16 protein-coding genes and 10 tRNA genes are annotated in these 21,638 nt (G+C 53.4%); 4 read left to right on the plus strand and 22 right to left on the minus strand.

What is annotated here, in order from left to right; translation table 11 throughout:
• Positions 1–37: 37 nt before the first annotated feature.
• Both LN341_RS02140 and LN341_RS02145 read left to right on the plus strand, forming a co-directional pair.
• Positions 38–961: an ABC transporter ATP-binding protein gene (locus tag LN341_RS02140; protein WP_234203950.1), complete on the plus strand. Its 924-nt coding sequence runs from the start codon at positions 38–40 to the stop codon at positions 959–961.
• Complete coding sequence (locus LN341_RS02145; protein ID WP_046220533.1) at positions 958–1,728, plus strand: ABC transporter permease; 771 nt, start codon at positions 958–960, stop codon at positions 1,726–1,728. The genes LN341_RS02140 and LN341_RS02145 overlap by 4 nt, the downstream gene beginning before the upstream one ends.
• A 99-nt stretch (positions 1,729–1,827) precedes the next feature.
• On the opposite strand, the gene panC is transcribed toward LN341_RS02145, so the two are convergent.
• From panC to thpR, 8 genes are all read right to left on the minus strand, one after another.
• Positions 1,828–2,703 carry a pantoate--beta-alanine ligase gene (gene panC / locus LN341_RS02150; protein WP_234203951.1) on the minus strand — a complete coding sequence of 292 codons (876 nt, stop codon included), beginning with the start codon at positions 2,701–2,703 and terminating at the stop codon, positions 1,828–1,830.
• Between the two features lie 12 nt (positions 2,704–2,715).
• The gene (panB, locus tag LN341_RS02155) at positions 2,716–3,510 is read right to left on the minus strand and encodes a 3-methyl-2-oxobutanoate hydroxymethyltransferase (RefSeq protein ID WP_234203952.1); all 795 of its coding nucleotides are present in this window, start codon (positions 3,508–3,510) and stop codon (positions 2,716–2,718) included.
• Between the two features lie 25 nt (positions 3,511–3,535).
• Complete coding sequence (gene folK, locus LN341_RS02160) at positions 3,536–4,021, minus strand: 2-amino-4-hydroxy-6-hydroxymethyldihydropteridine diphosphokinase (protein WP_046220530.1); 486 nt, start codon at positions 4,019–4,021, stop codon at positions 3,536–3,538.
• Positions 4,018–5,382, minus strand: a complete 1,365-nt coding sequence (pcnB, locus tag LN341_RS02165) for a polynucleotide adenylyltransferase PcnB (RefSeq protein WP_234203953.1) — start codon at positions 5,380–5,382, stop codon at positions 4,018–4,020. Before pcnB ends, folK begins: the two co-directional genes overlap by 4 nt.
• A 99-nt stretch (positions 5,383–5,481) precedes the next feature.
• Positions 5,482–6,372, minus strand: a complete 891-nt coding sequence (gene gluQRS, locus LN341_RS02170; RefSeq protein ID WP_234203954.1) for a tRNA glutamyl-Q(34) synthetase GluQRS — start codon at positions 6,370–6,372, stop codon at positions 5,482–5,484.
• A gap of 82 nt (positions 6,373–6,454) precedes the next feature.
• On the minus strand, positions 6,455–6,904 hold the full coding sequence (gene dksA, locus LN341_RS02175; RefSeq protein ID WP_046220528.1) for an RNA polymerase-binding protein DksA: 450 nt from the start codon (positions 6,902–6,904) through the stop codon (positions 6,455–6,457).
• A gap of 137 nt (positions 6,905–7,041) precedes the next feature.
• Positions 7,042–7,749, minus strand: coding sequence for a DNA/RNA nuclease SfsA (gene sfsA, locus LN341_RS02180; protein ID WP_046220527.1), 708 nt, complete (start codon positions 7,747–7,749; stop codon positions 7,042–7,044).
• Complete coding sequence (gene thpR / locus LN341_RS02185) at positions 7,746–8,366, minus strand: RNA 2',3'-cyclic phosphodiesterase (RefSeq protein WP_234203955.1); 621 nt, start codon at positions 8,364–8,366, stop codon at positions 7,746–7,748. Before thpR ends, sfsA begins: the two co-directional genes overlap by 4 nt.
• A gap of 126 nt (positions 8,367–8,492) precedes the next feature.
• On the opposite strand from thpR, the gene hrpB reads away from it, so the two are divergent.
• Complete coding sequence (hrpB, locus tag LN341_RS02190) at positions 8,493–10,985, plus strand: ATP-dependent helicase HrpB (protein WP_234203956.1); 2,493 nt, start codon at positions 8,493–8,495, stop codon at positions 10,983–10,985.
• Positions 10,986–11,039: 54 nt separating this feature from the next.
• The gene (gene mrcB, locus LN341_RS02195; RefSeq protein WP_255783092.1) at positions 11,040–13,466 is read left to right on the plus strand and encodes a penicillin-binding protein 1B; all 2,427 of its coding nucleotides are present in this window, start codon (positions 11,040–11,042) and stop codon (positions 13,464–13,466) included.
• A gap of 35 nt (positions 13,467–13,501) precedes the next feature.
• Here mrcB and LN341_RS02200 read toward each other — a convergent pair whose 3' ends face one another.
• The 14 genes from LN341_RS02200 to mltC all read right to left on the minus strand — a co-directional run bounded on the left by LN341_RS02200 (position 13,502) and on the right by mltC (position 21,615).
• Positions 13,502–14,767: an HD-GYP domain-containing protein gene (locus LN341_RS02200; protein WP_046220523.1), complete on the minus strand. Its 1,266-nt coding sequence runs from the start codon at positions 14,765–14,767 to the stop codon at positions 13,502–13,504.
• Between the two features lie 237 nt (positions 14,768–15,004).
• Positions 15,005–15,080: transfer RNA gene (locus tag LN341_RS02205), tRNA-Thr, on the minus strand.
• A gap of 143 nt (positions 15,081–15,223) precedes the next feature.
• Positions 15,224–15,299 (minus strand) — tRNA-Asn (locus LN341_RS02210).
• Between the two features lie 149 nt (positions 15,300–15,448).
• A tRNA-Phe gene (locus LN341_RS02215) sits at positions 15,449–15,524 on the minus strand.
• Between the two features lie 254 nt (positions 15,525–15,778).
• Entirely contained in the window at positions 15,779–17,404 is a 1,626-nt protein-coding gene (locus LN341_RS02220) for a methyl-accepting chemotaxis protein (RefSeq protein ID WP_046220522.1), read from the minus strand.
• 276 nt (positions 17,405–17,680) lie between these two features.
• Positions 17,681–18,847, minus strand: a complete 1,167-nt coding sequence (locus LN341_RS02230) for a lytic polysaccharide monooxygenase (protein WP_304622694.1) — start codon at positions 18,845–18,847, stop codon at positions 17,681–17,683.
• A 563-nt stretch (positions 18,848–19,410) separates the two neighbouring features.
• Positions 19,411–19,486, minus strand: a tRNA-Asn gene (locus LN341_RS02235).
• 6 nt (positions 19,487–19,492) lie between these two features.
• A tRNA-Phe gene (locus LN341_RS02240) sits at positions 19,493–19,568 on the minus strand.
• A gap of 139 nt (positions 19,569–19,707) precedes the next feature.
• Positions 19,708–19,783, minus strand: a tRNA-Asn gene (locus LN341_RS02245).
• Between the two features lie 48 nt (positions 19,784–19,831).
• A tRNA-Phe gene (locus tag LN341_RS02250) sits at positions 19,832–19,907 on the minus strand.
• Between the two features lie 33 nt (positions 19,908–19,940).
• Positions 19,941–20,016: transfer RNA gene (locus LN341_RS02255), tRNA-Thr, on the minus strand.
• A 116-nt stretch (positions 20,017–20,132) separates the two neighbouring features.
• A tRNA-Asn gene (locus tag LN341_RS02260) sits at positions 20,133–20,208 on the minus strand.
• 43 nt (positions 20,209–20,251) lie between these two features.
• A tRNA-Phe gene (locus LN341_RS02265) sits at positions 20,252–20,327 on the minus strand.
• Positions 20,328–20,478: 151 nt separating this feature from the next.
• Positions 20,479–21,615 carry a membrane-bound lytic murein transglycosylase MltC gene (gene mltC, locus LN341_RS02270; protein ID WP_046220635.1) on the minus strand — a complete coding sequence of 379 codons (1,137 nt, stop codon included), beginning with the start codon at positions 21,613–21,615 and terminating at the stop codon, positions 20,479–20,481.
• Positions 21,616–21,638: the final 23 nt, after the last annotated feature.

The raw sequence follows: 21,638 nt of genomic DNA on the forward strand, positions 1-21,638 counted from the left end.
TTTTTTTACTCTTTATACCAAATAAAAAGCGTATTGTATGAATGCATTAGAAATTACTGATTTAAACAAGGTCTATCCAGGGGTACAGGCCCTGAAGGATATGAGCCTGACCGTCGAAGAAGGGGACTTTTTCGCGCTGCTGGGGCCGAATGGTGCCGGTAAATCGACCACGATTGGTGTGATCAGCTCCCTGGTGAATAAAACGTCCGGACAGGTGAAAGTGTTTGGCTATGACATCGACAAGCAGCTGGTTGAAGCGAAAAATCAGCTCGGTCTGGTGCCGCAGGAGTTTAACTTCAACCAGTTCGAGACTGTCGAGCAGATCGTGATCAATCAGGCCGGTTTTTATGGCGTCCCCAAGGCGCTGGCCAAAGAGCGGGCAAAGAAGTACCTGACCCAGCTGGATCTGTGGAATAAGCGCAATGAGCGTGCCCGGAGTTTGTCTGGCGGGATGAAGCGGCGCCTGATGATCGCCCGGGCCCTGATGCACGAGCCGAAGCTGCTGATTCTCGATGAGCCGACCGCAGGGGTGGATATTGAGCTGCGCCGCTCAATGTGGACTTTTCTGCGAGAAATTAATCGCCAGGGCGTCACGATTATTCTGACCACGCATTATCTGGAAGAAGCCGAAATGCTGTGTCGTAATATCGGTATCATTAATCACGGCGAGCTGATTGAACACACCAGTATGAAATCGCTGCTGGCCAAGCTGGAAGTGGAAACCTTCATTCTTGATGTTGCCCTCAATGGCAGTCAGCCCGAACTCAATGGTGTGACCTGGAAAATGCCCGATAACCACACCCTGGAAATCGATATCCATAAAGGGACGGCTCTCAACGCTGTGTTCAGCCAGCTGAGTGCCCAGGGAATTGATGTACTGTCTATGCGTAATAAAGCTAACCGTCTTGAGGAGTTATTCGTGACGCTTGTTGCCCAGAGCAAAGGAGAGCAGTCCGCATGAGATACCAGTATTGGATTGCTTTTCAAAGCTTAATCAGTAAAGAAGTGAACCGTTTTGCCCGTATCTGGGTACAGACGCTGGTGCCGCCGGCCATCACTATGACCTTATATTTCATTATTTTCGGCAGCCTGATCGGCAGCCGGATTGGTGAAATGGGCGGTTTTACCTATATGGAATATATCGTGCCCGGTTTGATCATGATGTCCGTGATTACAAACTCTTATTCGAATGTCGCGTCCTCTTTCTTTAGTGCCAAGTTTCAGCACAACATTGAAGAGTTGCTGGTTGCACCTGTGCCCAACTTTGTCATTATCGCCGGCTATATCGGCGGTGGTGTGTTGCGCGGATTGGGGGTTGGTGTGATCGTGACAGCGGTGTCGCTGCTGTTCGTCGATTTGCAGATCGCGCATCTGGGGGTCATTATTGCCACTGTGATGATGACCTCCATTGTTTTCTCTCTGGGTGGATTGATCAACGCGGTGTTCGCCAAAACCTTTGATGACATCAGTATCATTCCCACCTTCGTGCTGACGCCTTTGACGTATTTAGGCGGGGTGTTTTATTCCCTCAATCTGTTGCCCGAGTTCTGGCAGTGGGTGTCCAAGCTCAATCCTATCGTGTACATGGTCAATGCCTTTCGTTATGGCTTCCTCGGGGTCTCTGATGTCGGTATCGGCACCGCCTTTAGCGTGCTGCTGGCCTTTGTGGTTGCTTTGTACGCTCTGGCCCATTATCTCATCTCGAAAGGGATAGGTTTGCGTTCCTGAGTCGATACAGCGGGTTTGAACGCGCAATAAAAAACGCCCGGTACCTGTTGGTAACTGGGCGTTTTCGTCTGATGCGGATCCGAAAGGGATTAGGCGCTGTTAATGGGTGGTCTCTGCTGAGACAGAAGCCAGCTCGATGACCTGATTATCAATCAGACGCGCTTTGCCGAGGAAAGCGGACATCAGGATCACTGCCTGTGTGGTCTCTTCGCCGACAACCTGCAAGGTGCGGGCATCGCGGATGTAAATTTCATCCGGCTCCAGACCTGCGGCACGCAACTGATCATTGGCATCCAGCACGACCTCATCAAAGTCACGGCGGCCGCCGCGGATCTGGCTGCTGATCCAGCGCATGGTTTTGGCCAGTACCGGTGCGCGCTGACGCTCATCGACGGTGAGGTATCCATTTCGTGAACTCATTGCCAGGCCATCCATTTCACGCACTGTCGGGACACCAATGATCTCAATCGGCATCGCGAGATCGCTGACCATTTGACGGATCAACGCCAGCTGCTGGTAGTCTTTTTCACCAAAGCAGGCCACATCGGGCTGCACGATATTAAACAGCTTGGTCACTATGGTGGAGACGCCACGAAAATGGCTCGGGCGCAAGGCACCTTCCAGCATGTGAGACAGGCCAGGCACTTCGACAAAGGTCTGCCGATCCATGCCATTGGGATAAATGATATCCGGTGTTGGAGTGAAGACCAGTTCAACACCCTCACCATTTAATTTGGCCAGATCATCTTCCAGAGTACGGGGATAGTTGTTCAGATCGTCAGCTTTATCAAATTGCATCGGGTTCACGAAGATACTGACCACAACGACATCGGCTTGTTCGCGTGCTTTGCGAACCAGAGTCAGGTGCCCCTGATGCAGATTTCCCATGGTCGGAACAAAGGCAATACGGCGGCCTTCACGGCGCCAGGCCCGAACCTGTTCACGAACAGGGGAAATATCAGCAAAAGTCTGCATGGTGGGTTTTCCTTACTCAAAGGTATGCTCTGGACCCGGGAATGTTCCCGCTTCCACTTCTTTCAGATACTGTGCTACCGCTTTGCGGATATCGCCAGTCTGCGCAAGATAGTTCTTAGAGAAACGCGGTATATAGTTGGCAGAAATGCCGAACATGTCGTGCATCACTAAAATCTGGCCGTCAGTCACGTTACCGGCACCGATGCCGATCACAGGAATCTCTAATGCTTCGGTGATACGTTTGGCCAGAGAGGCGGGTACACACTCCAGCACGACAATTTGCGCGCCTGCATTTTGCAGCGTGATGGCATCGGCCAGCATCTGGTCAGCGCGTTCTTTATCGCGTCCCTGGACTTTGTAACCGCCAAAGATGTTGACCGATTGTGGTGTCAGGCCCAGATGGGCGCACACAGGGATGGCACGTTCGGTCAGGGTTCTGACAGTCTCTGCCAGCCAGCTGCCCCCTTCCAGTTTGACCATATTGGCACCGGCGCGCATCAGCTTGGCAGCATTGTCGCAAGCTTGTTCTGGTGTGCCGTAGGTCATGAAAGGCAAGTCCGCCAGAAGCAGGGCGTTCGGGCTGCCGGCACGCACACAGCGGGTGTGATAGGCCATTTCATCAATCGTGACCGGCAGGGTATCCGTCTGCCCTTGCAGAACCATACCCAGGGAATCGCCGACCAGAAGGACAGGCACTTCCTGTTGCTCAAACAGTTGGGCAAAACTCGCGTCATAAGATGTGAGTGAGGCAAATTTACGACCTTCCTGCTTCCACTTCATCAGGTCGTTAATGGTGATTTTCTTCATTGTTATCTCCCTTCTCCCGGGTGTGTCAGGATGACCACACACGCAGGCCGTTACGGTCCACCTCAGGTAGCAGATCTGTCAGCGCTGTACCGTCAGGCAGGACGAGTTCAGGGGCAATTTCAGCCAGTGGATAAAGCACAAACTCACGGGCTTTCATGCCATAGTGCGGAATGGTTAAACGTTCACAGCTGTGCTGCAAATCGCCATAAAGCAGGATATCCAAATCCAGCGTGCGCGGCCCCCAGCGTTCTGCTTTGCGGACTCTTCCATGCTGCTGTTCAATCTGCTGAGTCAGATCGAGCAGCGCCAGTGGTGCCAGTTCAGTGTCAACGGCAACCACAGCATTGATGTAATCGGGCTGGTCCTGCGGTCCCATAGGGCTACTGCAGTACAAGGAGGATTCGGCGACGACGGTCAGTTTGCTGGTCTGACGCAATGCCGCCATCGCCTGATAAGCCTGATCGACCGGATCGTTGAGATTGCTGCCAATGGCAATATAGGCACGAATCATGATGCCGATTTCGCCTGTGGTTTCTTCCGGCGTTGCGGACGGCGGCGGCGACGCTGATGACCGCCACCCAGTTCTTGCACCATCTTATTGCGTTCATCACGGCCGGCGAACTGGAACTTGTGCCACCAGGTTGCCAGCTCAGCTACGTCTTGTCCTTCAAACTGGCCACGCATTTCGAGAAAATCGTAGGCAGCCCGGAATTTAGGGTGTTCCAGCATCGCAAAGGCGCGTTTACCGAAACGTCGGCTGAATCTGTGTTGTTGTTGCCAGATATCACGCACTGTTGTGGTCAGACGGCGTGGGATGGCAATGTTTTTGACCTGATCATCCAAAATGTCATTGGCGGCGATCATGAAGGCGTCATAGTCGCTCAGGCCGCTGGTGCTGGCAATTTCTTCTGCCCGGACATTCATGGGATACCAGAGCATAGCCGCAAACATAAACGCAGGATTGACGCGTTTCCCTTCTGCGATTCTGTCATCAGTGGCCGCCAGAATGTGCTCGATCATCTGCTCGGTCTGGCTGCTGTGATCTTCGGTAAAGTGTTCGGCCAGAATCGGAAACAGCTGCTGGAACAGGTTGTATTCGCGCAGCATTTTGTAAGTTTCCAGCCCTTTACCGGCCTGCAGCAGTTTGAGGCTCTCTTCAAACAGGCGTGCTGCTGGAATGTCTTTCAGCAGGGTCGAGAGTTCCAGAATCGGGGCTGCCGTGTTTGCTTCAATCTGCATGTCCAGTTTGACGGCAAAACGCACGGCACGCAGCATGCGTACCGGATCTTCGCGGTAGCGGGTTTCCGGATCGCCAATCAGGCGGATCAGGCGGTTTTGCAGATCGACGACACCGTTCGCATAATCAGTGACGGTGAAGTCTTTGATGCTGTAATACAGTGCATTAATTGAGAAATCGCGTCGCTCTGCATCTTCATCGATCGTGCCGTAGACATTGTCACGCAGCAGCATGCCTTCATGATTGCGCGAAGCAATGGCTTGCTTGCCGGCTGGCATCTTGACTGTGCCAGCATCATGGTGGCCGCGGAACGTGGCGACTTCAATCACATCACGGCCAAATAAAATATGGGCAAGACGGAAACGTCGGCCGATCAGGCGGCAATTGCGGAACAGCGCCTTGATTTCTTCCGGCGTTGCATTGGTCGCAATATCAAAATCTTTGGGTTCTTTGTCCAGCAGCAAATCCCGAACACCACCGCCGACCAAATAGGCGTCAAAACCGGCTTTATTGAGGCGATAGAGTACCTTCAGTGCATTTTCACTGATGTCTTTGCGGGAGATACCGTGCTCCTCGCGTTGATAAACTTGCAAGCTTGGCTCCTTGTTACCCAGAGCTTTTTGCTCTCTGGTCAATACTTTACGGCAAAAGCTGGCGACTCGACTAAAGATAACACACCTCGTAATTGTGATAAGGCCGGACTGAACAGCCGCATATCATATACCCAAGTCACCTTAAGATGCTAGGTTCAGCGTGATCGCTGTTGTTGGCGGCAGGTTCGCGACATCCCAATGTGCGATCCCCCAACGAAGAATTTCGTCGCGTTCTGCGTCCTGTAATTCTGGTGGCGGGCACATGCCCAGAAACAGCATTGCCTGCCACAGCTGTGGACCCGGCCGATCCGTGTCGATAGCCGGCGCGTGATTTTGTTTGGACAGTTTATTGCCGTTTTCCGTCACGGCAAGCGGCAGATGTAAATAGCTGACCTCGGGATGGCCCAGGCGATGATAGAGACCGATCTGCCGTCCTGTCGGTTCAATCAGATCGGCACCCCTGACCACTTCCGTCACGCCCTGGGCGATATCATCCAAAACGACCGCCAGGTTGTAGGCATACAGGCCGTCACGGCGGCGGATAATGAAATCTTCCCGGGCCAGCGCTTCTGGGATGGCGATCCAGCCGTGTAACTGGTCATGAAATCCTGTGATGGCCTGGTCGACTTTTAACCGTACCGCACTGTGTTCAGCACTCAGTCTGGCATGACGACAGGTACCGGGGTAGTATCCCCCCGCTTCTTTGATCGCTTTGCGGCTGCAACGGCAATAATAGGCGTCGCCCTGACTCAGCCAGTGCTCGATCTGGGCCTGATAGACAGGATGCCGCTGGCTCTGATAGATCACGCTGCCGTCCCATTCAAGGCCAAAAGCGGCCAGCGTGCGCAGGATATCATCCGCTGCACCGGGCATTTCTCGCGGGGGATCCAGATCCTCGATTCTGACCAGCCATTGGCCCTGCCGGGATCGCGCCTGTAAATAACTGCCCAAAGCCGCAACCAGTGAGCCGAAGTGCAGCGGGCCGGAAGGTGAAGGCGCAAAGCGTCCTATGTATGAAGATCGTGTTGTCATGGTGTTGGATAGCAGACAGTGAATCACAATAAAAAAGGGAGCCTTGGCTCCCTTTTATCAGATTACGGTTACAAAGGGCAGATTAGCCAGCCATTTGTTTTTCTTTGATCTCTGCCAGTGTCTTACAGTCGATACACAGGTCGGCTGTCGGACGGGCTTCCAGGCGGCGAATACCAATTTCCACGCCACAGGAATCACAGAAACCAAAATCGTCATCTTCAATACGTTGCAGCGTTTTTTCGATTTTCTTGATCAGTTTACGCTCACGATCTCGGTTACGCAGTTCCAGGCTGAATTCTTCTTCCTGTGCTGCACGGTCAACCGGGTCCGGAAAGTTCGCCGCTTCGTCCTGCATATGGTTAACGGTACGGTCAACTTCTTCGCGCAATTGGTTGCGCCAGGCTTCAAGAATTTTGCGGAAGTGCTCTAGCTGCGCTTCACCCATATATTCTTCGCCGGCTTTTTCCTGATACGGGTCAACCCCAGCAATAGCCAGGATGCCTAACGATTTTTTAACCTTGCTCTCTGGCATATAGCATCTCCTAACATATACCGAATAACCGTCACTGGTTAATTTTGGCGGGTATCTATAGCAGAAAGGATATAACGTGGCAATTGCTGCATATCTTCAATTTTATACCATTGTGAAGAAAGCATCATTTTTCCGCGTTACTGAGCAAATTCTATCCGCTGGCTTAACGTTAAAGCCGTCGGGCTGATGTCTGCGCGGTAACAGAGGACTTCCACACCTGCTTTTTCTGCCTGCTCCAGTAACTCATCATAGACCGGGTCTATATGGTGCGCTGCGGCGACATTTTCAATCCCGGAATGCAGGACGGCGAAAAATAACACAGCGCGCTGGCCTGTGGCTGCGACCTCTGCCAGCTCCCTTAAATGCTTTTGCCCTCGGGTGGTTACTGTATCCGGGAAATACCCATGCCCATTCTCTTCCAGCAAAGTGACACTTTTGACTTCGATGAAACAAGATGGCAGTAAGGGATCATCCAGAACAATATCTACCCGGCTGTTTTCAGTACCATACTTCACTTCAGTGCGCAATGAAGCATAGCCGGATAATTCCGGAATGTGGTTATTTTTGAGTGCTTCGACCACAATTTGATTCGCTCTGGCGGTATTGATGCAAATCCAGTGTCCGTCTTGAGTTTGTGTTAATTCCCAACTGTGGGCGTATTTCCGCTTCGGGTTGTCTGAGGTGGAATACCAGATAGTGGCGCCGGGCTCGGCGCACCCTGTCATGGCACCCGTGTTGGCACAGTGGATCGTGGTGATACTGCCGTCGGGTAAAGCGACATCGGCCAGAAAGCGTTTATAGCGTTGAATGAGCGTGGCTGGCTGCAGGGAAGGTGTGTAATTCATTCGCTGTCCTGTACGGGGATCTCCGGTTGAATCAGTGGCCACTGGTGTGTGAGCCGGTAGCGGACCCCTGGTCCGTCAGGCTCTGAAATATACAGACCAAAGCGCTGAAAGTGAAAAAGAAAATCCGGTTGTTGGTCAGGAATGACAGGGCGCTGGCGCAGGTTCTTCCTGAGCGTGATGTGCGGGGTATAGCGTCTGGTGTCGTGTCTCAGCCCGAGTTCCAGGGCGAGCTGGCTCAGCTGCGCGGCGAGATGCGCTAAAGGTTCAGGGCAGATGTCGCCACCCAGCCAGAGCACCCGGCTGCGTTTCCAGTAACGCAGCAGGTTGAAATGCATTGAGAAGGCCGGGACGGCAAGCTGACTGACGGCGCGGATCAACTGCCCGGTTTGCTCATCGGTGATGTGCCCGAGAAAGGCCAGTGTCAGATGCAGGTTGGCATCTGACACGGTACGTCCTTTGCCGGGTATCGCATCTTTCAGCTGACACAGGCGTTGGTACGGCGCCAGATTCGCTGCAGGTGGCTCTGTCAGCGGCAGGGCAAAAAACATTCGCTGGCTGTCTGGCGGGTGTGGCAAACCGGGTTGCCTGGAGTGATGTGTTCCGGAGTGATGTGTCATAGCGTTCTCCTGCCGGCTGGATGGCACCGTTACCCCTGTTTGAGTACAATACGCCCGTTTTTTCTCAATGTTCTGTATCGTTTGAAACGCAGGCGCCTTCATAGAAGATGACACAAGGTAAAGATATTGTCACAACTCCCCATTGATGCGGTGCTGCCTGATTTGCACCAGGCGCTTGAGTGCAGCGCACAGATGATTCTCAAAGCCCCGCCAGGCGCGGGTAAATCCACCCGGCTGCCGCTGTCACTGTTGGCTGAGGGGGCTGTGGCCGGCAAAATTGTCATGCTGGAGCCGCGCCGGCTGGCAGCCCGTAACATTGCATCCTATCTGGCGGCTCAGCTGGGCGAAACAGTCGGACAGACCGTAGGTCTCAGGGTGCGGGGTGAAACCCGGGTGAGTGATCGCACCAGACTAGAGATAGTGACGGAAGGGGTCATGACCCGGATGTTGCAGCAAGATCCTGAACTGTCCGGTATCGGTCTGCTGGTTTTTGACGAGTTTCATGAACGAAGCCTGCATGCTGACACGGCATTAGCGCTGGCGCTGGAAGTGCAGGAAGCCTTACGTGACGATCTCAAATTGCTGGTGATGTCGGCCACTTTGGATCATCAGGCTTTGCAGTCGTTACTGCCCGATGCGAAATATCTGGTCTCTGAAGGCCGTAGCTACCCGGTGGCGTACCGATACCAGACTCAGGGAACCAGCGCCCAGCAGGGCAATGGTGTTTCGATTGAATGGACCGGGCGCGAAATCCTCAAACTGATGGCGGCCGAGCCTGGCTCAGTGCTGGTCTTTCTGCCCGGCGCCGGTGAGATCCGCCGGCTGGCTGAGTGGTTGCAAGCTGCTGTCGGCCCGGAGGTGATAATTGCGCCCCTGTACGGTCAAATGGATGGCAAAGCCCAGCAGCAGGCGATACAGCCTGCCATCAAGGGGAAACGGAAAATTGTACTGGCCACCAATATCGCGGAAACCAGTCTGACCATTGAAGGGATTCGTCTGGTGGTAGATTGCGGTTTAGAGCGGATTGCCCGCTGGGACGCCAAAACCGGTATCAGCCGTTTGGAATTAGTGCGCATTGCCCGTTCCTCAGCGGAGCAGCGAGCCGGACGTGCCGGGCGGCTTGAGCCAGGTCTCTGTCTGCGGCTGTACAGCGAAGCGTTGCTGGCCCGTCAGCCCGCCGTGCCTGAGCCGGAAATCCTGCGTGCCGATCTGAGCCATCTGGCGATGGAGCTGGCCCAGTGGGGCTGCGTGTCAGCCCGTGAGCTGCGCTGGCTGGATGTGCCGCCTGAGGGCGCGCTGCAGCAGGCGCAGGCATTACTGGTCGCACTGGGCGCGATGGATACCCGCCATCAGCTCACCGCAAAGGGTCAGGCCATCCAGCAACTGGGGACTGAACCCCGGCTGGCGGCGATTCTGGCGCATGCCAGATCGCTCGAGGTCAGTGCGCGCGTGACCGCTGCGATGCTGGTGGCTTTGTTAGAAGATCCAGTCAGAGGCCAGGACAATCCCGATCTGGCGTTTCAGCTGCACCTGCTGGAATCCGGCCAGTTACCCCGCACGGCTTACTACCGGCAGCGTGCCAGACAGCACTTGGCTAAGCTCGGGGCAGCAGAGCCTCCCCAAGCGGGCGGATGGCGGACAGACAGCCGCTGGCTACCGGTATTGATGGCGGCAGGCTTTCCCGACCGCATTGCCATGTCCCGGGGGCAGGGCGGCCGCTTTCAGCTGGCGAACGGTCAGGGCGTGATGCTAGATGAAGTCCATCCGCTGGCGGGCGAGTCTGCGCTGGTGGTGGCTGATGTGGTGAAAACCCGGCAGGGTGACAGCCGGGTATTTTCCGCTGTGGCGGCGGATATCAGCCAGTTGCAGCAGGCGATGCCGCAATTGTTCAGTGAAAAAGAATGGCTTGACTGGGATGACAAAAAAGGCCGTCTGGTCGCAGAAAAGCAATATTGCTGTGGCAAACTGATCCTTCAACGAACGGCGCTGGCAGAGCCTGATCCAGCCCGTGCCGGTGAAGCCTTACTCAATGCCATTCGCCGTAAAGGGCTGAATGTTTTGCCCTGGAATGCACACAGTGAAAGTCTGTTGAACCGTGCGCGCTGTGCGGCACACTGGTTGCCCGAGATGGGACTGCCGGCCATGGACGAGGCGAGCTTACTGCTGGCACTGGAAGACTGGCTGCTGCCTTTCATGACAGGGATTGGCAGCATGAAAGCGCTGGCGAAGCTGGATCTGACCGCGGCCCTGGAATCTTATCTGGGTTGGGAACAGGCCAAGGCGCTGGCCGTTGCGCTGCCGACCCATTATGAGGTGCCGACCGGATCACGCTACCCGATACGGTATCAGCCCGGCCAGGCGCCTGTGCTGGCGGTGCGTATGCAGGAGATGTTCGGGGAGCAGGTCTCCCCCAGGATTGCGCAGGGAAAGGTGTCGCTGGTGCTTGAACTGCTTTCCCCGGCCCAGCGGCCGTTACAGATCACCTCAGATCTGGCCGCATTCTGGCAAGGTGCCTACAAAGAAGTACAAAAAGAGATGAAGGGCCGTTACCCTAAGCATGTCTGGCCTGATGATCCTGCCCATCATGCGCCGACACGAAAAACCAAGAAATATCTGTAGTGGGCCAGCCTGTGCTGCGCTGAAACTGACAGCCTGATAGCCGAAGACATCATGATGACCCAAGAGTCCAAGCACCGCCTGGCGGCGCCTAAAAAGCCCGGTGACAATCAAACTCGCGCACCGAGAAAAAATGCACCGGCAAGTAAAAGCGCGAAAGCACAACCCCGGAAGAAAAGTACGCAGCCAAAGACCAAGCGCCAGCCACAGAAAAGTCGTCTGGCACGGTTCGGGCGCTGGGTCTTGTTTTCCAGCCTCAAGCTGGGCTTGGCGATTTTAGCCGTGGTCGTGGTGATGGGCATTTATCTGGACACCCTGGTGCGGGACAAATTTGAAGGCCAGCTCTGGGATTTACCCGCAGTCGTGTACGGCCGGGTCCTGGATCTGCAGCCCGGCCAGGCGATCACTCTGAGTGAAGTGAAGCGTGAACTGGACGCTTTGCAGTATCACAAAGTTCGTACCCCGCAGCGAGCCGGGGAATATTCAGCCTCGTCGACCCGCATTGAGCTGGTGCGCCGTCCGTTTGAGTTTGATGACGGCTATGAAAGCCAGCGTCATGTGATGCTGACATTCGGCGACAGTGGTCTGAATCGGATTGACGACCTCGGGCGGGAAAAGGCGCTGGGTTATCTGCGTGTCGAACCCAAAATGCTGGGGATGCTGGGCACCAAAGAAGGGGAGCAGCGGATCTTCACGCCAAGGGAAGAGTTTCCTGAAGTGCTGATTGATGCGCTGCTGGCAACTGAAGATCGGGATTTCTATCACCATGGCGGGGTGTCGCCACTGGCTATCTTGCGTGCGGCGCTGGTGAACCTGAAAGCTGGACGTACCGTGCAGGGTGGCAGTACCTTAACTCAGCAACTGGCGAAAAATATCTTCCTGACCCGTGAACGCTCGCTGTGGCGCAAGATCCAGGAAGCTTACATCGCCATCATTATTGATTATCGCTACAGCAAAGACCGCATTCTGGAAGCCTATCTGAACGAAGTGTATCTCGGCCAGAGCGGCAGCCGGGAAATTCATGGCTTTGGCCTGGGCGCCCGCCTGTACTTTGGCCGGCCTTTACAGGAACTGCGCATTGATCAGCTGGCCATGCTGGTGGGCATGGTCAAAGGACCGTCCTATTACAACCCGTGGCGGCATACCGAGCGCGCCAGAGACAGGCGGGATCTGGTGCTCAGACTGATGCTGGATCAAAATATCCTGACCGGCGCTGAGTATGAGCAGGCTGCGTCAAGAAAACTGGATGTGCAAAAGCAACCGGTGATCGCCAGCCGACAGCCTGCGTACTTCCAGCTGCTGCAACGGGAGCTGAAAGAGAAAGTCGGTAACCGTTTTACACCGGGCGTCGGTTTACGAATCTTCAGCACCCTGGATCCTGTGTCGCAGCAAGAAGCTGAAAACGCGGTCGCTCAGTGGATCCCGGTGCTGGAGAAAAAAGCCGGGAGTCCGATTGAAACCGCGATGGTGGCAGTGGACCGACACAGTGGTGAGATCCGGGCCATGATAGGCGGCAGCCGGCCGGGTTATGCCGGGTTCAACCGGGCACTCGACAGTCGCCGGCAGATTGGTTCTCTGGTGAAACCTGCTGTGTATCTGAGCGCCCTGCGTCAACCGGAGAAGTTCAGTCTGGCCACGACACTGGACGATAAGCCGATTTTGCTCAAAGGCAATCAGGGCAGTGAGTGGCGGCCGCAAAACTATGATCGCCAATATCGCGGCCAGGTACCTTTGTATGACGCCTTATCACGTTCGCTGAATGTCCCGACGGTGAACCTGGGTCTGCAGGTCGGGCTGGATAATGTCATCACCACGCTGGCGGAACTGGGTGTTGCCAAAGAAGCCGTGCCACGCCTGCCTTCTATTTTGCTGGGGGCGTTTACCCTGTCGCCGTTTGACGTCAGCCAGATGTATCAGAGCCTGACCAGCGGGGGGCGTCGTGCTGATCAGACGGCCTTGCGTGCTGTGGTTGACCGTCAGGGTAAGGTGCTTTACCGGCATCTGCCTTCCGGCCGCCAGGTGGTGCCGGAGCAGGCGGCCTGGCTGACAACGTATGCGATGAAGCGGGTGGTCAGCCAGGGGACTGGACGGTATCTGCAGCCTCGCTTTGGCTGGGCCGCTCTGGCTGGCAAAACCGGCACCACAGATGATACCCGTGATAGCTGGTTTGTTGGGGCGGACGGCCGGGAAGTGGTGACGGTCTGGATTGGCCGGGATGACAATCAGCCGGTGAAACTGACTGGCGCCAGCGGCGCATTACGTCTCTACGGTGGTTATCTGGAGCGTCGTCAGCCAGAGCGGCTGCAGCTGAACTGGCCGCAGAAACTCAGTACGCTCAAGTATCACAGGTTGCAGAACGGCGCGCTGGGCCTGGATTGCCGGGGCGAGCAGTCGTTGCCGGCCTGGGATCCGAACGGCCAGTTGGCCGCACAATGCCGGGAAAGCAAGCCCGAAGGCTGGATCAAAGAGATGTTTACCTGGTAAGGCGCTGTGCCTTACCAGATTCAGGCGGGAACCGGTTAATTTTCCGGATCGAAGTAGTAGGAAATACGGGCTCTGGGATTGAGGTACTGGCGAATGGGTTCGGGCAGTTTCTGGGGATGCAGTGCCCGCTCGATCGTCAGTTCACTTTGTTCCAGATCAAGCACTGGCGCCTCATTGGATGGCACACTCGGGTCATAAATTAAAATGTTGGGGTAAAGCAGGCGTTTGGCATTCACGGAAATCACCATGCCAAGTTGCTGATTGGACAGCAGCACCACACTGCCCGGTGGGTAAACGCCCATCATACGCACCATTAACGCGATGAACTCCTCACTGTATTGCCCTTTCTTGTGTTTAAACAGGTAAGACAAGGCGCTGTAGGGGATTTTGGCTTTACCGGGATCCATCGGGTGACATAAGTTGTCGTAGGCGTTCACGACAGCAACCAGCTGGGCAAAGCGATTGATCTGGTTGCCCCGCAGCCCCAGCGGATAACCGCTGCCATCCATCAATTCATGGTGCTGACTGAGAATCGGTTTGGCGGCCTCCGGGAAGTCGCTACTCAACTCGGCCAGTTCAAGGCTGTACTTTGGGTGTAGTTTGAGAAAATTCGCTTCTGGCTCTGTCAGCGGGGATATTTTGCGCAGGATATGTGTCGGTATTTTTTGTTTCCCGATGTCATGAAACAATGCACCGAGCGCAATGGTCTTAATATCACTGGCTGGCATCCCGTTTGATTTGGCCAGCAACATGGACAGGACGGCGACATTCAGAGAGTGGTAGTAAATATCTTCCGATTCTTTCGCATCGCTCATCAGGTGCAACACCAGATTATCGTTATCCAGCAAAGCGTCCACCATGTCATTGACCAGCTCTTTCGCATCAGCAAAGGCTGTCACCGGACGGTTTTTTATCTTTTGTGAAATCGCACGTAACTTGGATAGAGAACGCTGAAAGTTCTTCTCACAACGCTGAAGATTGCGTTTGTAGTTTTTCAGGTGCTCAATGCGTCGCTGCTTTTCTTTCCAGAGCTTATCAGCCTGTTTATTGATAAAGCGGGCTTCTTGTTCTGAGAGGGGAGCGGGTTCTGTCTTGTCCGATGTTTCCGTGAGCGGGTGCGTGTCGCTTTTATCCGGATAGAGAATCACAAACTTCAGCCCGAGGTTTTTAATCATACGGATCTGCTGGTTATCTTTAATCTTGAAGTGATTCAGCATAAACGGATGTTCCGTCCACTGCAGCGGTAGCTTGATATACAGACCAGGAGTTAAACACTCGGTAGGGAGTTCTATGCTTGTCATTACCTTGTTCTATGTGTTCACTATTTCAGGCAGGCAATGCACGGTGCATCCTGTGTCTGTCATGCTTTGACAGTCGAGTCAGAGAGAGGTTATTCCGTGCTGTGTGAAATGTTTATCACAATCGTGTTCTGAAATCGATGATTAAGAAGATCGTTAATAAAAAATGGGCTTAATGTCGTGAAAACTGTGCAAAAGAGACAGATAAAAAAAACCTCGCTATAAGCGAGGTTTAAAAGATGGTGCCGACTACCGGAATCGAACTGGTGACCTACTGATTACAAGTCAGTTGCTCTACCTACTGAGCTAAGTCGGCGATTTTTTTGTTCTTAAGTTATTCTTAAAAACTAAACTGGCTCCCCCTGCTGGACTTAACGCGGCCGGCCAGGCCAGCGACATTAAGCACTAAGTGCTTACCAGTTTGGAGGACATACACTGCAGTGAAGCAATGTAATTAATTGGCTCCCCCTGCTGGACTTGAACCAGCGACATACGGATTAACAGTCCGCCGTTCTACCGACTGAACTAAGGGGGAATTGTTCTTTTTTATGACGTTACCAGAACACCATAAAGAATTATGGTGCCTCGAGGCGGAATCTACCGCGCCCGGCCAGGGACCGACACGTTGTCGCATCGCGACAAACAGATATCGTTGCTGCTTAGTAGCACCATACTATTGAATTATGGTGCCTCGAGGCGGAATCGAACCACCGACACGAGGATTTTCAATCCTCTGCTCTACCGACTGAGCTATCGAGGCAACGGGGCGCATTAAAAAGGTTTTGCGTTATACCGTCAATGGTTTTTTTTAAAAAAACGAACAAGATTCCTTTTTTTGTACGGATTGTCTGGATTTTAATCTTTCAGTCCGGCGAGAAAGTGAAAACTGGCAGATTCCAGCGTTGCTGGTCAATCTGCTGATGGTTGTGAATGGAGACGTTTCTCGTGTTTTCGTGAAACATTCAGCCCCCGCAGAAGCATGGGGGCTGTGATCCTTTGCTCGGGGAAATCCAATCAGGATTTCAGACTGAATTTGCCGGTCCAGGTTTCCAGTTCATGATAGAGCTCTTGCAGCGAGCGGGTACTGCTATGGCTTTGATTGACCACCTCAGATAGCTGGTTGCCGTTTTCTTCAATCATATTGATCCGCGCCGAGATATCGTCACTGACCTGTGTCTGCTCGGCGGCCGCAGTGGCAATCTGGTGACTCATTTCGGTAATGCTCTCCAGGGCTGAGACTATCTGGTTCAGTGCATCTGAGGCTTCCTGGGATTGCTGCACAGTGGTCTGGCTGGTTTCGGCACAGGTTTCCATGGTTTGAATGGCATTGCGCGATCCACTTTGCAGGCGGCTGATCATCTGCTGAATTTCCTTGGTGCTGTTTTGCGTACGGCCCGCCAGGTTACGTACTTCATCGGCCACCACCGCAAAACCGCGTCCCTGCTCGCCGGCACGAGCTGCTTCAATTGCGGCATTTAAGGCCAGCAGGTTCGTCTGCTCAGCAATATCACCGATGACCTCCAGCACTCTGGCGATACTGTTCACTTCGGTATCCAGATGGGCAACTGCCTGACTGGCGATGCCTAACTGATCAGCCAGCCCCTGAATATTATCGACGGTTGATAAGATTAGGTTCTGAGTGACCTGGCTTTGCTGATCAGCACGCTCAGTATTGCTGGCCGTTTCGCTGGCCGATTCGGCGACATTATTGGCTGAAGAGGCCATTTCAGTCATCGCGGTGGCAATCATCACGGTCGATTGCTGCTGGCTGTCGGTCAGGCCGGTAATCATGCCGGAACGTGACGTGACCTGGTCAATTTCGCTGCGCAGCGCTGACATGGATTGCTTGAGATTATTGATCAGTTCTGCCAGCGACAGGCTCATGGTCTGGACGGCATAGTAAATGCTGCCCGGCGCCGCCCGGTGGGCAAAATGCGTGGTGATCTTGCCATCTGCCACCGCCTGAACCGCGGCCTGCACATCGTCGGGTTCGCCGCCCAGCAGATGAATCATGCGTTGACTGGCAAAAATCAACACACTGAGAATGGCCACAGTGATGAACAGACACAGAACGAGCTGCCAGCTGGTGGTTGACCAGAAACGCTGATTCACTTCGTTATAGCCAATCCCTGTCCCGACATACCAGCCCCAGTAAGGTGTCTGGCGGGCAATCGATAGTTTTTCTTCAATGCTGCCGTCAGGCTGCTTCTGGGTCCAGGTGTATTGAGCGAGCTTGCCCCCGCTGGCTGCCACGGCCTGCTTGAGAATGTTACCGACACTGTTACCTTGGCCGTCTTTGAAGTCATGGAAACTGGTACCGTGCAACTGAGGATCCAGCGGCGCAGCAATAAACATCAGTTTGCTGTCCGCCACGTAGACATATTCATTGTCTTTATAGATATTTTTTTGTAACAGGCGGGTCGCCAGTGCTTTGGCCTGAGTCTCATCGAGAATGCCTTCCTGCGACATCTTCTCGATTTCAGTCAGGATATTATAGGTACTGCTAAATAACTGCGTGACTCTGGACTCATTGTCCTGATTGCTGGCCATTCGCAGCGTCCACAGGCCAGTCATCATAATCAATAATAAAGCGAACAATATGATGCCGGATAGCCAATATGTTTGTGTCCTGAGTTTCATTCCCTGCTCTCTTGGTAATGCATAAGAGGCCTCCTGACATGCGGTCAGGAGGAGTTATTTTACATCGTGAAAAAATAGTAATTCAGGTTGCGAAACGTTCAGAGAAGGAAAGTGACAAAACATGATCTGGCTTAAGAGGATAAGTTTTCGCTATTTACCTTTTGAATGAATTATGGTTAATGATTGATATAACAATAGCGTTCCGGGCTGGTCATGGCAGGTGCTGCAGAGCGAACAAAGGGTGGTATTTTACAGCTCATACCACCCAGAGTCCGGTTAGTTTAACTGCCAGACATCAGCCTGACCGGGTTGATCGCCTTTCGTCCACCATTTCGCAGTGTAAAGCTGGCCCTGGTAGAGCACCTTGTCGCCGGCGACATAAACCTGACTGGCAATCCACTCAGGGGCAGCCGGGACCACTTTGATATCCAGCTGGTAGGTGTATCCCTGATTTTTCAGGAAAACCTGGTTGCCGAACAAATCCTGAGCATCAAAAGCGATCGTACCACCGCTGTCTTGCTTGCCGACCTGGACCATTTGCGGATAAGTCTGGTTGATTGTGGCAGCCAGATCTTCCGCCCAGATTCCCTGAGCCTGATTGGCTGTGGTAATGGCTAACTGCTCTGAGACAGTTTCCTGACCATTGTGATCAAAAATACGGAACCAGGCTGACTCACCGGGCTGTGCTATGTCTGTTGCTTTGACATAAGCGCCCGCGCTGGTCCAGCTATCCGGTTGACCGCTGTCTGTGCCTGCAAAGCGGATGTCACTGCAGTTATAAAAACCTTCACCGGCCGGGTCGGCGCGCTGCCAGCGTGTGAATAACACGGCATCGCCGGTACGATCCGTCGGCAGGGTGATGGTCATCTGGTAATACTTGAGGCCATTGATTGTGGTGGTCGGCACATTCCCCACTTCAGCCACCAGATCCAGATCTGACCAGGCTAACGGTTGTGCCGCACTGTCGAAACCAGGCTTGCTGAGATAAAACTTCCAGAAGCTGGGACTGTGCGGTGTTTCAGCACGGTACAGCAGTGTCAGCTGGCCATTGTCAGTAAGTTCGACCAGGGTTTTCTGCCAGTAAGGGGAGGGGAGATCGATGCCGGATTTTTTACTATCGGCACCTGAACACAGCGAGCCATCAGGAATGGCTTGCTCGACTGCAGCCTGATTATTGTAATCGGACACCAGGCGGGCAAACTCAGGTTTTTGGATAAAAGGATACCAGCCTGATTGTAAAAATGCGGCCCGGCAGGCGGCGTTTGGAATGGTTGAGCCGTCTGTGGTGTCCCAGTAGCCACCGTCACGGTCGCAGATTTCCTGTCTGGCCGGTGGATAGTCCATATATCCATGGGCGTGAACCGTCGCTGACAGTGAGCTGAGCACTGAAGTGATCGCAAAGCACAGCAGCCCTTTCCTCCATGAAGCGTGTTGAACTAACATTCTCTCTCCTTAAAACAAGTTGAATAGTGCGTCATTGCACCTAAGGGTTTGGACGAAGTGTGCTCGACAGGCAATTCATGGAATGTAAATAAGGGAAGTGATTCAAAACCTGAGATGATAATTTGCATCGCGTATTAAATACTTGGGACTAAAAGCGGGTTTCTTAGATGCCGTTGCTACTTTACTCGTTGATAGAGATCATATCAGTCACTCAGCCAGGTCGACAAAAAGCGGGCTGTGAGGCTTTGCAGCGCGTCCGAGCGGCTTTGGTGACAGCGATGCATCTGATGGCGTGAATGTGGCGACCAGGTGCGGCCGGCCAGGCCAGCGACAATGAATGCACTGCATTCAGGATGTCGAAACGCTGATGGCTGAGGAGAAGAGGATCTGATAGCTCTTGAGGTTTGTCGGGACACATAAAGAAAAACCCCGGTCTTTCGACCAGGGTTTCTGAAGTGGCTCCCCCTGCTGGACTTAACGCGGCCGGCCAGGCCAGCGACATTGAGCACGAAAGTGCTTACCAGTTTGGAGGATATACACTGCAGTGAAGCAATGTAATTAATTGGCTCCCCCTGCTGGACTTGAACCAGCGACATACGGATTAACAGTCCGCCGTTCTACCGACTGAACTAAGGGGGAATTGTATGGTGCCTCGAGGCGGAATCGAACCACCGACACGAGGATTTTCAATCCTCTGCTCTACCGACTGAGCTATCGAGGCAGAACAAAGATTAAAATCTTCGTTTTGCTTGTTTGGCTCCCCCTGCTGGATTTAACGCGGCCGGCCAGGCCAGCGACATTGAGCACATCGTGCTCACCAGTTTGGAGGTCATACACTGCAGTGAAGCAATGCATTTAATTGGCTCCCCCTGCTGGACTTGAACCAGCGACATACGGATTAACAGTCCGCCGTTCTACCGACTGAACTAAGGGGGAATTGTTTGTTATTGTTTTGTCACTATCTGATGACACCACAATGAAATATGGTGCCTCGAGGCGGAATCGAACCACCGACACGAGGATTTTCAATCCTCTGCTCTACCGACTGAGCTATCGAGGCAGGGTAAAGCATGACTGCTTTACTCTCAATAAATGGTGCCGACTACCGGAATCGAACTGGTGACCTACTGATTACAAGTCAGTTGCTCTACCTACTGAGCTAAGTCGGCACACGAATTTGTGCCCCCCTGCTGGACTTAACGCGGCCGGCCAGGCCAGCGACATTGAGCACGAAAGTGCTTACCAGTTTGGAGGATATACACTGCAGTGAAGCAATGTAATTAATTGGCTCCCCCTGCTGGACTTGAACCAGCGACATACGGATTAACAGTCCGCCGTTCTACCGACTGAACTAAGGGGGAATTGTCTTGCTTATGACGTTACCAGAACACCATAAATAAATAATGGTGCCTCGAGGCGGAATCGAACCACCGACACGAGGATTTTCAATCCTCTGCTCTACCGACTGAGCTATCGAGGCAACGGAGCGCTATTAAACGGGTTTTGGCTCTCATCGTCAATACCTTTTTCCATAAAAAAGTGCGATTGTCGATTGCTTGCTCGCTTTTTGTTCGCTGCGGTTCAGGAGTCAGCACTATTCCTGTCATTTAGCGCAAAGTGATTACTCTGTATCAGGTTTTTCCGTTGTTGAACTCTTTTTGATAGCGGGTCACTTTCTCTAAATAACGGCGCGCTTCTGCTTTGGGATGCTTGTTGGTTAGTGCCCAATAAACCTGATTCGGCTGCAGCTGATTTAAATCCTGCATGGCCCGTTTACGGTTGCGATTGAACGCGCTCAACACGCCGCCGGTGCCGCCATTATAGGCTGAGATCATACTGTAGTGCAGCGACAGCGGGTTGCGGACCTCTTTCAGATAGCGGTTTTGCAGCAGGTAAAAATAGGCGGTGCCAGTATCGATATTTTTCGCCGGATCAAACAAATATTGCGGGGAAGGCTGCCCGGCTTGCTTTTTCACCAGCTTAAAGACATCTGCGCCGGCGGTTTTCGGCACAACCTGCATCAGGCCATAGGCATTGGCCGGGCTGACGGCATAAGGGTTGAAGCTGCTTTCAGTTTTAATGATGGCGTAAATGAGGTCTTCTTTAATGCCATAACGGCGAGCGGCATCCCGCACAATGTCAGCGTATTTGTAGCTTCGCTTACTGACGTGATCGGCCACCATGGGGATATCGACGTAGTAGGCCTGCTGAAAGCGCACCTGCTTTTTCTTGAGCTGGTTGTTGACCAGATACTCGGCATAACGCTTCGCCCGCCAGGACCATTCAATGGATTTACCATCCTGATCCAGCACCTGGCCCAGTAAAAACGGGCTGCCGCTCAGGGCAAAATCCTGGGCAGAATACAGATCGACTTCCGCAGGATCGGCCGGCGTGAGCAGTGTGGTTGCGATGGCATTGATCAGGTGTTGTTTGGGGTTGGTGGTCGCGACGGTTTCAATGGTCACGACCCCTTTATCGAAATCAACATGGGCCCGGCTCTGGTAGCCATCGGTATATTTGACGTAGTGGCGCTTGCTGGCAATGAGGACGTTATCATCCCCCCAGCGTTGCTTCACCTGGCCACTGAAAGTATGGATGAGACGGTCAAGAGCCGCGGTATCTTTGGTAAATTGTCCGGGCAATGGCGCCAGATTTTTGGCAAACCGATTGGTCGGTGCGTAATTCACACCATAGATATTTTCAACCAGTTCACGGCTGCAACCACTCAGGCTTAGTGCCAGTGTGGCAAGAAAGAGTATTTTTTTCATGTGATTCATATAAAAAATGACAT

The organism is Photobacterium sp. TLY01 (assembly GCF_021432065.1).
Classification (GTDB): Bacteria; Pseudomonadota; Gammaproteobacteria; order Enterobacterales; family Vibrionaceae; genus Photobacterium; species Photobacterium halotolerans_A.